Raw genomic sequence first — 10,913 nt, forward strand, 5'->3', positions numbered from 1 at the left:
CGGAGCGCACTGTCGCCGGGCTTGCCGCAGCTCGAGCACGGGGGAGGACGGGCGGGCGGCCGTTCAAGATGACGCCGGCCAAGGTCCGCCTGGCCATGGCCGCGATGGGACAGAAGGAAACGAAGGTTGGCGACCTCTGCAAGGAGCTCGGGATCACCCGGCAGACGCTGTACCGCCATGTCTCACCGGCGGGGGAGCTGCGGTCGGACGGTGCGAAGCTCCTATCGAAGAAGTAGTGGCCCCACCTGGTCACTGTCAGAAGGGAACCTTGTGCGGGCATCCAAACGGATGGATTGATCGTCGGCGCGATACCGGCCGAATTCGCCGAACTGCTAGCGGCACAGCTGAAGTGTCTGAAAAACGGATCGTTTATCGGGTAATTGCGCGGTACTCCCCGAGGGGTCCGCGTGTCTCGAAACCTAGCCGCCTCGAAAGCTAAAGGTCACGAGGGGGCGAGGGTGCTGTCAGGCTGGTCGCATGCCGATAATCCTCGTCCCGATCAACGCACAACGGTTCCCCTCATGGCAGGAACGATGCCACGCCGAGTACAAGGCAGACCTGATCACGGCTGGTGAGGCGCCACACGTTGCCGATCAGCACGCCACCGACTCTCTTGAGCGAGCATTTCCCATGGGCACCCCCGCTGCGGACAACGCTGTGTTTGATCTCGTCCACAACGAAGATGGCACCGTCGGATACCTCTGGATTGGTCGCGACAGCTCAGGCGACCACGCTTCATGGTGGGTCTGGGATGTTGTAGTCGAGCCTGAGTACCGCGGCAAGGGCTACGGGCGAGCGGCGATGCGGCTCGCTGAGCACCATGCCCGTGAGGCAGGCGCACGCACGCTAGGCCTGAGCGTGTTCGGCCACAACGAGGCCGCGCGAGGACTGTATGAGTCAGTTGGATATGAAACAACGACCGTCAAGATGCGAAAGCAGCTCTGACTCCAGCACGAACGGGACCTGAGCGCCAGTTAGACGCGGGTCATACGGGCATTCACTCGACCCCTCACGCCTCGGTGCCCGCTGAGGGATCCCTCATTCAGCGCCAGACTATCTGCTCGTATCGCGGGCCGCCGAGCAAGCTGGCCGTCCCCAGTGCGGAACCCCTTGCGCATCGTTCCGAGCGAGTCCATCCGCTGGACGGGCCGGACCTGCAAGACTCGCCACATGAGACCTCTGACGAGCATCCGGCGATGATGCGCGGTTCCCGCGGGTTCACTTGCGGTGGGAGCACTTCTCCTGGCTGGGAGAACGTTAGCCTCTTGGTCAAACCATCCCTCCCCATCCAGCGAATTTCCGGGGCAGCCTCGGCGCCGCCGTGCAGGAGCGTCGCCGGCGACCCCATCGCGACTGGGTGTGGTTTCTGGTGAGAGGGGATTCTGAAAAGCCGAGTTCTCGTGTTCTCTTCGGGCTGGTTTTCGTTCTCACCTCTCCGATGGTCGCATTGAGCGGCTATTACTGCCTTCTGGCCAGCATGCTCGTCGAGTACCATCGGCAACAGTTCGCGATCGGGGAGGATCCCCGGGGCCCGTATGCGTTCGCGGCGACGCTCTACTTCTTTGCCGTCGCTGTCGCGGTGTTGGCGTTCGCCGGTGGACTTCGGTCTGTCATGAATTCGACGCGAGCAACGCTTATTGCTTCGGCGGTGATGGTCGCGCTCAGTGCCACGATCGCGGCACTCGTGCACGATTCACTGGAGATGTCAGCCTCACTCACCCCAGTCACCCTGAAACAGTCAGAGATCTGGAATCAGATCGTCAGCCAGATCCCTCTGGGCGCCGTCGGAGCTGGCCTGATCTGTGCCGGGCCTGTTCTCGCCTGGCTGGGCTTGTGCGCCTCCGAGGCGATGCTCAAGTTTCGCTTCGTGCCGCGCCGAGTCGCCACTGGCACAACGCTCGCCTGTGCGGCAATTGTTCTGGTCTCGATCCTTTGGCTGTCCTCCATCGTGATTTCCTTTTTCCTAAGTATCGGAATGGGGTGAACGGTGCGATCCCTCGTCGGTGATCACTTGCCAGCTCACCGGTCCGGCCGTCTATCTCGAGACCGCTGCGCACCAACCGCCGAGGCATCTCCAATTCCAAGACGTCCACTCTGCTTCGATTCCCACGGATCAAGACAGTGGGCGTGGGATCTGCCCGCCACCATTCCACGCACGGGTTACAGGCAATTTGTCACGTTTTCCCCAGATCTTGACATGAGGTAGGTATGGACGATTCAACAGACGACGTGGAAACCCGGATCCGGGCGCTAGGGCAGGTTCGCGTCTCCGCAGGTGTCCAAGACGCGACACACGCTCTGACCGCAACGCTCGAGGACCAAGAAGTGCGCGACGGACTCGGACCGCAGCGTCGCCGGAGATCGGCCGGGCTATCACACCGCCACCGCCTGGTCGTCGGCAGCCTCATCGCGCTGGTCGGCATCGGTGTGGCGGTACCGGCAGTCGCTACCTCGCTACTCGCCCGCACCGGAGTATTTGGCGACCCGTCGACCAGCACCGAGGAGGACGACACCGAATGGATCGACCCCGGAGCCGACGATGCACCCCAAGTCGTCATCGACGCCTACCCGGAGTACCTGACGCTGCCGCCGGGCATGCCAAAGAACGCGGCGATCGCAGACACCTCACGCCTGTTCGCGAAGTTGGGAGCCGAACAAGGGGCGGGTCAAGCCTTAGTACAAGAAGGCTACGTGACACAGCTCTACGAGATGTTTGGCATTTGCGCGTGGACCGACGTATGGCTGACTGCGCACGCAGCATCCGATAAGGCCGACGAATCCCGCGCGACGTCCTGGATCAGCGACTTTGACAATTACCGCACGTTCACGAGCTCCGGGGCCGACAGCGTCCGAGACCGAATGACTGCTGTAGCCAACGCCGCGAGAGACGGCGAGCCAAAGCTGATGAAGGAGACCTACACGGAGATGGACTGTGCTGTGCGGCTCGGTGAGGTCAAATGATGGGCGGAGAGTCCATAACAGCAGCTCCATCACAGGTGGCGGTAGACGTCGAGGAGTTCATCAGGTCGGTCGCCGACGAGCTACTCGCGTACTTCGCCCGGCGGGTGATGCCCAATGAGGACGCGGCGGATTGCCTTTCAGAGACGCTTCTCGTTCTCTGGCGTCGGCGCGACGGCCTGCCTTCGGCTGATGACCAGCGACGAGCCTGGACCTACGGCGTCGCCCACAACGTTCTGGCTGCCCACCGGCGAGGCGGTTTCCGGCACCTGGCGCTAACCGGGCTTCTGCGCGATGAACTTCGCGTGAAGCCAATCGCCCCCGAATCTAGCGACGACGCGGCCATCGCGGCGTTAGCGGCACTTCCGGCCCGCGACCAAGAGCTGATCACTCTTGTCGTCTGGGAAGGCTTGAGTATTGCCGAGGCCGGGGCCGTCATCGGCATTCGCCCAGACGCGGCCCGGGCACGGTACTCACGAGCGCGGCGCAACCTTCGGGCGCGATTGCGCTGAATGGCACCGACGCTTGATCGAACAATCAAGTTCGGAAAGCGACAGCCCGTAAGCCAGACGTTCACGGACGCAGATTCAACACCAATTCGCCGAAGGTCGGAAATCTCGGGGGGAGTGGCGTTTGGGAACCGCCAACGGGAAGGTTCGGTGCGTCCGGTAGCGACGTCGGTCGAGCCACCTCGTTTGTCGGGCCCGGGGCTGGACCGGCGATGCGGCCGACTGCCATACTGGGCTCGGCGGGGAGGGGACCTGATGCCACGACTAGCGACATCCGTTCTGGGGAGCATCGCTCTGGTGCTCGGACTGGCGGCTTGCTCGCCCCCGACAACCGAGACTCCACCGGTCGACACGGCCGTCCACACCGATGCGCCGGCCCCGCCCGACCGTGCGGCCGACGTTGTCATCCCCGACGGTGTCATCGGCACGGCCGAGCTCACGTCGGCCTCGGGAGACAACACCATCTCCGGAACCGTCGTCGTCACGGCGGGTGGGGGCGGATTCGACGTCGCACTGAAGGACTTCCACTCGGACGTCCCCGGAGGCTTGCAACTATCCTTCAGCCCCTGGTCGGAGACCACGACCTGCCTGGCCGACACGTACAGATTCTCGTTCGGCAACCTCTCCACGGACGCCAATCAGACCGGGCTGAGCATGGGCCCCAGGGACTTGTCCCGGGGCGACCCCAGCTACTACCTAACCGCCGTCATCACCGCGACCGCCCCGAGCACGACCGATCCTGACGGCTGCGTGCTCACTCCCCGGGCGGTCGGCACGATCACCTGGGACGTGCCGGACACCCGCCCCGGGCTGCTCGCCGTCGATACCGGCGCCCGGTTTGGCGCCGGCGGTGCCACCGCTACAACCGATGGTGCCCCCATCTCCTACCGGGCGGTCGCCGGCGACACGCTCAACGACATCGCCGACCGCTTCGGCATCACGGACGACGACCTCGGCTTCCTCAACCCGCTCACCAGCCGCCAGCTCCACGCCGGCGACGATCTGAACCTCCGGGTGGCGCTACGCGGCGGCGCCTCGGTCCCGCCGCCCTCGGCCTGAAGGCCGCTCTAGGGCATGAGTCGTCGTCGTCGTCCCTTATCGGGAACGCTCACCGGCACAGCAGGCTCGGGCGATCAGCCGATAGCGTCGGCTTCGCCATTCGGAAGTAACGGCCAGGGGGACCACTGTCCTGCAGGCGGTAGCGCGGTTCGTGCGGACTTGACCCGGTCCTCGGGCAGATCCACGGTCGGGCTGCGCCCGGATCGCATCCCGACCCCGGGCTCCTCGAGCCGACATTCAATCCAGTCGCCCCGCCCGGGACCGAATCGCTCAGAATAACCGCCTGACACGACAGTGCGCACGGTCCATTCGAGCTCTTCCGCCAGACTCAGGACATCGTCGTCACAGGCATCACAGCCGCACGCGGGGAAGTGGAAGTCGTGGAGCAATCCCGCGTGAAGGTAGACGCCTGGGAACCGCGTGAGGACAAATGTCAGCGGGGCCGCTGTCGGGTCGCGGGGCACGACCCGCAATGCGCGAACAACGTCATTTGGCAGGAGGAGAAGATCGTCAGCCACGTTCGGGGTTTGGTCCATGGCGACGTCGAAGGTGGTCTGCAGCCAGTCGATGAGAGCGTCGGCGACTTCGTGCGTCGGCGCGAATCGCTGCGGATTACTAACGCGGGAATACGAGTCTCCGGGTGGAGACGCTCCTCCCCATCGATTTCCATAATCAATCGGGTGGCCCTGCTCATCCCGGTAGATCTCCACCGGGAACGTGGGGCGTCGATACTCTGTCATGTTCACAAACTATCTGTCAGCGTTCTGTTCACCGAGTAATCCGTCGGCCCGCAAATCGGGCGTCTCTTGACGCACCGTTGTCGTGAACCGGGGACTGCCTTGGCGCTCGCGCCCAAGGCTCGCAGGGGAACCTTCAACGGTGCGATGGGACAGCCGTTCGTGGCAGTCGCCACGTTTAAGAAAATGATCCTCGATCCTTCGTCGGAGAGGCATCCCCCAAAGGGAGGAATCCCTCGTCACCGACCGCGCAATCGGTGCCGCGACACCTAACGTTGGACCATGCCAAAGATCCGCTCGCACCTTCGTCATCTTTTAGAGCCACTGCTTGGGGCGGTGTTCTTTGCGGTCTGGGTAGCGCGATCGTCCAGTCAGATTATCGGCGACGTGCCCCTGCGGTCGGAGACGTTCATCACGAACCCCTACGCCGTGTTGATCGCGCTGGGATTCGCATTGGCTATTGCGCTATGTCGGGTGAGGCCCGGTGCCGCGCTATCTCTCACCGGTGGCCTGCTTGTCGTGCAACTGCTGTTCTGGCCAACACGTTTCAGCCAGACAAGCTGGGTCGCCTATCTCGCCCTTGTTCTTCTGGTGATTGGAATCAGCGCGTATGGCAAGGCTGTGATGCGTCGGGCACTGCTTGGACTTTCAATCCTGGGAAGCGTTGTTGTCAGTGCTTTGCTCAACTTCCCGTTCCTGTCGTTATCCGGTGTGTTCGGGACAATCAACGGTAAGGAAGGCGCATCCATCGAAGTTGTCCAAGGCTTTCTTAGCTGGACAGCCGTGGGGATTCTCCTTACCGTGGGTGCCTGGCACGTCGGGTCGCGAACTCGATCACGAACTACCAAGCCAGGGACGGAATCGTCCGGCGAGATTCTTGCGGACACTGCCCGAGAGGAGACCCGCACGGCCGTTATCGATTCCCGACCCCAGAGCCCGGGGTTAGCCGACAGGAACTCGATCGGCGCACTTACGTTACGCGAACGGGAGATCTTCCTCCTCGCTGCTCGCGGACTGAGCAACAGCGACATCGCCCAGAGCGCTCACATCGGCGAGTCAACGGTGAAAACCCACCTCAGCAGCATCCTCACCAAGCTCGGATTCACTTCTCGGTCACAGATCGTGGCCCACGCCTACCGAAACGGGCTGCTGCGTTCGTCCCCCGCACTTGACGGTTCAGCTCCGTCATAAAGAGACCTCGAGGGACCTCGATTTGGCGCCCGTTCACCGAAGTTCCGATATCTCGGGGGAGTGGCGTTTGGGAACCCTCTTGCGAGTGCTCGGCCAATGTGCTCGCTGAGCACTCGCCAGGCTGGCTGTGCAACGATCTCGTCGCTGGCTCAGCCGATGTGCGGTTTCCTTGAATGACTGCGCAACCGTGCGGCGCCGAGCACGGCCAGCCCAGCTATCAGCAGAAGTCCGGCCAGTCCCATTGGCAGCGCTAGGTCCGAACCGGTGGCGGCCAGCGACGGATCCGCCGGCGTGGCCACCGGTGTGACCACCGGCTTTGTTGGTGTGACGGGGCTGGATGCTGCGGAGGCGGCGCCGGTGCCGACAGCGTTCGTCGCGGTCACCGTGAACGTGTAGCTGTCCCCATTAGTCAAACCCGTCACCACGATCGGGCTGCCGGTCCCGGAGACTGTCTGTCCACCATTGCCCGGTGTCGTGGTATCGGTGGCGGTGACCGTGTACCCGGTGATGGCCGAGCCGCCGTCACTGGCCGGAGGGGTGAAAGTCACAGTCGCCTGCCCGTTACCGGCCGTAGCCAAAACACCCGTCGGGACACCCGGCACCGTTGCTGGTGTGGCGGGGCTGGATGCTGCGGAGGCGGCGCCGGTGCCGACAGCGTTCGTCGCGGTCACCGTGAACGTGTAGCTGTCCCCATTAGTCAAACCCGTCACCACGATCGGGCTGCCGGTCCCGGAGACTGTCTGTCCACCATTGCCCGGTGTCGTGGTATCGGTGGCGGTGACCGTGTACCCGGTGATGGCCGAGCCGCCGTCACTGGCCGGAGGGGTGAAAGTCACAGTCGCCTGCCCGTTACCGGCCGTAGCCAAAACACCCGACGGGACACCCGGCACCAGTACCGAGGGGGCAATCACCGACACCGTGTTGCTGGCGAAGTTGGTCACGTACACGGTGTTCGTGGTCGCATTCACCGCCACCCCGTACGGGTTGCTGCCGACGGTCACGGTGTCGGTCACCGTGTTGTCGGTCCGTTCGATCTTTCCGCGTCCCTGCGGGACGCCGATTCGGGAGTGGATCAGCTGAATGTGAGTGTCAAGGCACACGCGTTCCAGTCGGGCGGAGGTGAAGTCCGAACCGTGATCGCTGTACAGCACATCGGGCAGGCCGCAGACGGGCCAGCCGGAGTTCGCTTTCCTGTTGACAGCCTGATGCAGGGCGAGGGCGGTTTGTTCCGCCGTGGGGGCACCGAGGAAGACGGTGTACCCGGCGATCGCGCGAGAGTAGTCATCGAGGACGATCGTCAGCCAAGGCCGGACGGGGACGCCGGTCTTGTCAAGGACGGCGACATCGAGGAGGGTGTGATCGACCTGCCACTGCTCATTCGGGCGGCTCGCGTTTCGGCGGAACACCAACTCGAACCGGTCCCTGTAGGCGGCATCCCCGTGCTGGGCAAGCGTGCGAAGGCCCGGGTCAAGTCCGGCCATGATCGTTCGGACGGTGGTGTAGCTCGGCGCCGCAAGTCCCCGGTCGTGGGCGATGTCACCGACACGGCGATGGATGAACGCCGCCGTCGGCTCCGGCCGACGCAAAGCGAGAGCTTCCACGACCTCCACCAGCTCGGGGGCAATCCTTCGCGTACCTCGGTCGCCTCGGCGGGGACGTTCCAGAGCGCGCGAGCTCGGATCCGCCCGATACCTGGTCGACCAACGGGTGAGAGTACGGACCGGCACTCCGGACTCGGCAGCGATCCGGGCCCAGGGAACACCGCCGTCGTGTTGACGCAGAAGTGCGAGTTTCATCTCGGCTGTTCTCTGCGCCATCGAGGGTCACGACCTATGCAGGGCTGACGTCTTCGCCAAGGTGGCGGTAAATGGTCCCGCGGGAGACCCCGAAGGTCTCGGCAATCTGCTGCACCGTATACGTCTTCTCGTCGTACATCGTCCGTGCCTGCCGCGCCTTTGTCGCTGTCATCTTCGAACGACCCCCTCCCTTTCGGCCACGGGCGCGCGCGGCAGCCAGGCCATCTTTAGTCCGTTCGACGATGAGGTCGTGCTCGAACTCGGCGATCGCGGCGAGCATGTGGAAGAACAGCCGCCCACCCGGGGTGGTCGTGTCGATCCCTTGAGAGAGTGCTTTCAGGCCGACGCCGCGTCGCTCGAGTCCGTCGGCCACCTCTTTCAGGTTTCGGACGGATCGGCCGAGTCGGTCGAGTTTCGTCACGACGAGGGTGTCGCCGTGTCGGAGATAGTCGAGGGCATCATCTAGGGCCGGCCGTTTGGCGAGGACTCCGGAGGCGTGCTCGACGAACACCTTCTCGCAGGCAGCCGCCTCGAGAGCGTCGGTTTGCGCGTCGAGATTCTGCTCTCGGGTGGAGACTCGGGCGTAGCCGACAGATGCCATAACAGAACTGTACCTCTGACGTGCCTGACAGTACATAGATCTCGGACACGGGCTATGGAACACGACACGCTGATTCTTGAATTGACTGCCGCATCTGTCTCATGGACGGTCGTTTATGGATAAGCGTGAGCCCGCTCCTGGGTGGTGAGGCGTGGTGTACTTTGATCAGGCTCCGAGGTGTGTGAATAACGTGGCGGCTTCGGCCGCCCGTGCTCCGAAGAACTCACGGTCGATGGTCTCTACGTCTTTCGTTGCCGCGATGACGGTGTGCCTGCCGTGTGTGGTGGCGTGCACGTTCATGGCGCGTCGGTCGATCGGGTGGGGCGAGCGGGTGATGTGCTTGGCCGTTTCTAAAGTGCGCAGAACCTGTGACGTCATCATGATGTCGATATGGGCTTTATCGGCGAGGTTCCGTTGCGTGAGATGTTCCTCTGCTGAGTGCACGAGAACGGCCAGAAGCACGTACTGAGTGTGTGTGAGGCCGTGCGGCGTAAGGGCGGCACGAATAGCGCGCTGCCAGGCATTGGAAACGCGCCACAGCAGAAATCCGGGGCTGCTGTCCGCGGCGGCATAGTCGCTTTCGAGCGGATTGCCGGTCACCGGACCATCCGCTCACGCAAGAGGTCGGCGTCACTGGGCGCAAGTGGGATCAAGCCGCGGCGAAGCTGGTATCCCCAGTTCGGCTTAGACGTCAGGTGGAGATCCGCCCGCACCTCTTCGAGAGGGACCGAGACCGTAACAAGATAGTTGGCATGGCGGCGATAGGGCCTGAAGACTCCTTCGTCTGCTTGCCAGATCTCATCGTCTGGCAGCATCGCGATCGCGGTGAAGGCCCGGAGTGGATTGCTATCACCACGATGTTCGGTAGGCGAGTAATAGGTCAAGCTGTCGCCAGCGAGCATTCGGGCCAATGGACCGCGTGCACCATGGCTGATCTGCGCGATTCCAAGCGCGCAACCGCCTCTCACATGGTCTGCCGACACTACTCCCAGCCATGCCGTCACGGCTGACTGCGCTCCAACATGTCAACTAGCCCGTTCACGCTTGTCGGCGCCGATCCTGCTAACGATGTTCGAAGCAGCCCACCCCACATTCTTGCAAGGGGACCGATGATACGGACTGTGACCGACACGACGTGATGGTCAACGCGCGGTTCCACCTGATGAATGAAATCCAAACGTGCACCCGGCAGCCTCGACGTATTCGTGAGGACTCGGTCTGCAACCAAGTCCGTGATCGTGAACTTCGACGGTGGCCCCGCCGTCGGAATGAGGCGACCGGTCGCACCGAGTTGCATCGGGCCGGTGAACTGCACGCTTTCGATCGACAGGTCCCAACGCGGCCAGGCCACGGGATCTGCCCAAGCATCGAAGACTCGTGACGGGGCGACGGCCGTGGCGCGAGAAAATTCACTGATATTCACCTGATTAGTATGCACGCTTACTTGTTCAATGGCAACTCGCTGCAGTGTTGCGTAAGAACTCATTGCAAGGCGCAACCGATACGACAGGTGACCGATCCACACGATCTCAACTGCATGACAGATAGCGGCGCGAGAAAGCTGTCATTCAAAGATGCGAGCTACACGCCAGTGTTGATGGGGCCCAAGTGACGGTCGTGAGACGTCTTATATCCCTAGGGTTACGAGACAGTAAGACGACGAGCTCGTGCGCATGGCGCCCCGTCATCGGGCTTAATGTCGGGACAGTCAAACGAGTACCGTCACAATTTGGGAGTGTCGGAAGCGCCAGCCTCCGCGCGAGTACCCGTTGGAGGTCCGGCCCACGTGACTTTGAAGTCGTCTCAATGCGATCCTAGAAAATGATCCCCACGTGTGCGGCGATCCATCTGGCGCAGAGCCTGTCAGTGGCTCCGCCTACAGTGATGACATGAAGCTTCTCCTACTTTCCCGATTTCTCGGCGCTGTTCCAGATTTCCTCAGCACATTGAAATCTGGCCTTGACCCCGGAGAGTGGACACGGGTTAAGCGGCGAGTTGGATCTCTGCGGCCTGTGACGAGTATTGCATCTCGAAGTCCACTGGCGTGACGTGCCCGATCGAG

The 10,913-nt window shown here is 62.9% G+C and carries 13 protein-coding genes; 7 read left to right on the top strand and 6 right to left on the bottom strand.

Going from position 1 to position 10,913, the window contains the following annotated elements; genetic code table 11:
* The 6 genes from E3O67_RS15990 to E3O67_RS16015 all read left to right on the top strand — a co-directional run.
* Positions 1 to 236, top strand: a 236-nt coding sequence (locus E3O67_RS15990; RefSeq protein ID WP_135102588.1) for a helix-turn-helix domain-containing protein, incomplete at its 5' end; no start/stop codon positions are given.
* A 241-nt stretch (positions 237 to 477) separates the two neighbouring features.
* Positions 478 to 945, top strand: coding sequence for an N-acetyltransferase (locus E3O67_RS15995; protein WP_135103153.1), 468 nt, complete (start codon positions 478 to 480; stop codon positions 943 to 945).
* Between the two features lie 502 nt (positions 946 to 1,447).
* Positions 1,448 to 1,984, top strand: coding sequence for a hypothetical protein (locus E3O67_RS16000; RefSeq protein WP_167726694.1), 537 nt, complete (start codon positions 1,448 to 1,450; stop codon positions 1,982 to 1,984).
* Between the two features lie 224 nt (positions 1,985 to 2,208).
* Positions 2,209 to 2,961, top strand: coding sequence for a hypothetical protein (locus E3O67_RS16005; protein ID WP_135103155.1), 753 nt, complete (start codon positions 2,209 to 2,211; stop codon positions 2,959 to 2,961).
* A gap of 35 nt (positions 2,962 to 2,996) precedes the next feature.
* The gene (locus E3O67_RS16010; RefSeq protein WP_167726696.1) at positions 2,997 to 3,470 is read left to right on the top strand and encodes an RNA polymerase sigma factor; all 474 of its coding nucleotides are present in this window, start codon (positions 2,997 to 2,999) and stop codon (positions 3,468 to 3,470) included.
* Between the two features lie 252 nt (positions 3,471 to 3,722).
* Positions 3,723 to 4,526 (top strand): LysM domain-containing protein, encoded by an 804-nt coding sequence (locus E3O67_RS16015; protein ID WP_135103157.1) that lies wholly within the window; start codon positions 3,723 to 3,725, stop codon positions 4,524 to 4,526.
* A 74-nt stretch (positions 4,527 to 4,600) separates the two neighbouring features.
* On the opposite strand, the gene E3O67_RS16020 is transcribed toward E3O67_RS16015, so the two are convergent.
* The gene (locus E3O67_RS16020) at positions 4,601 to 5,266 is read right to left on the bottom strand and encodes a DUF6226 family protein (RefSeq protein ID WP_135103158.1); all 666 of its coding nucleotides are present in this window, start codon (positions 5,264 to 5,266) and stop codon (positions 4,601 to 4,603) included.
* Positions 5,267 to 5,545: 279 nt separating this feature from the next.
* Between E3O67_RS16020 and E3O67_RS17565 the strand changes: the two genes are divergently transcribed.
* The gene (locus E3O67_RS17565; protein WP_241982246.1) at positions 5,546 to 6,454 is read left to right on the top strand and encodes a helix-turn-helix transcriptional regulator; all 909 of its coding nucleotides are present in this window, start codon (positions 5,546 to 5,548) and stop codon (positions 6,452 to 6,454) included.
* A 149-nt stretch (positions 6,455 to 6,603) separates the two neighbouring features.
* Here E3O67_RS17565 and E3O67_RS17145 read toward each other — a convergent pair whose 3' ends face one another.
* The 5 genes from E3O67_RS17145 to E3O67_RS16050 all read right to left on the bottom strand — a co-directional run bounded on the left by E3O67_RS17145 (position 6,604) and on the right by E3O67_RS16050 (position 10,274).
* Positions 6,604 to 8,055: a fibronectin type III domain-containing protein gene (locus E3O67_RS17145; protein WP_241982248.1), complete on the bottom strand. Its 1,452-nt coding sequence runs from the start codon at positions 8,053 to 8,055 to the stop codon at positions 6,604 to 6,606.
* Between the two features lie 229 nt (positions 8,056 to 8,284).
* Positions 8,285 to 8,851, bottom strand: a complete 567-nt coding sequence (locus E3O67_RS16035; RefSeq protein ID WP_135103159.1) for a recombinase family protein — start codon at positions 8,849 to 8,851, stop codon at positions 8,285 to 8,287.
* A gap of 165 nt (positions 8,852 to 9,016) precedes the next feature.
* A complete protein-coding gene (locus E3O67_RS16040) occupies positions 9,017 to 9,451 on the bottom strand; it encodes a MarR family winged helix-turn-helix transcriptional regulator (RefSeq protein WP_135103160.1) in 435 nt (144 codons plus the stop codon).
* Positions 9,448 to 9,855 (bottom strand): EVE domain-containing protein, encoded by a 408-nt coding sequence (locus E3O67_RS16045; protein WP_135103161.1) that lies wholly within the window; start codon positions 9,853 to 9,855, stop codon positions 9,448 to 9,450. Before E3O67_RS16045 ends, E3O67_RS16040 begins: the two co-directional genes overlap by 4 nt.
* Positions 9,852 to 10,274 (bottom strand): hypothetical protein, encoded by a 423-nt coding sequence (locus E3O67_RS16050; protein ID WP_135103162.1) that lies wholly within the window; start codon positions 10,272 to 10,274, stop codon positions 9,852 to 9,854. The genes E3O67_RS16045 and E3O67_RS16050 overlap by 4 nt, the downstream gene beginning before the upstream one ends.
* Between the last annotated feature and the right edge of the window lie 639 nt (positions 10,275 to 10,913).

Source organism: Cryobacterium sp. TMT3-29-2 (assembly GCF_004564305.1).
GTDB classification, from domain to species: Bacteria; Actinomycetota; Actinomycetes; order Actinomycetales; family Microbacteriaceae; genus Cryobacterium; species Cryobacterium sinapicolor.

Coding starts and splice junctions, on each gene's coding strand:
- E3O67_RS15995 (WP_135103153.1), top strand. CDS start 478: ATGCCGATAATCCTCGTCCCGATCAACGCACAACGGTTCCCCTCATGG.
- E3O67_RS17565 (WP_241982246.1), top strand. CDS start 5,546: ATGCCAAAGATCCGCTCGCACCTTCGTCATCTTTTAGAGCCACTGCTT.
- E3O67_RS16015 (WP_135103157.1), top strand. CDS start 3,723: ATGCCACGACTAGCGACATCCGTTCTGGGGAGCATCGCTCTGGTGCTC.
- E3O67_RS16005 (WP_135103155.1), top strand. CDS start 2,209: ATGGACGATTCAACAGACGACGTGGAAACCCGGATCCGGGCGCTAGGG.
- E3O67_RS16035 (WP_135103159.1), bottom strand. CDS start 8,851: ATGGCATCTGTCGGCTACGCCCGAGTCTCCACCCGAGAGCAGAATCTC.
- E3O67_RS16020 (WP_135103158.1), bottom strand. CDS start 5,266: ATGACAGAGTATCGACGCCCCACGTTCCCGGTGGAGATCTACCGGGAT.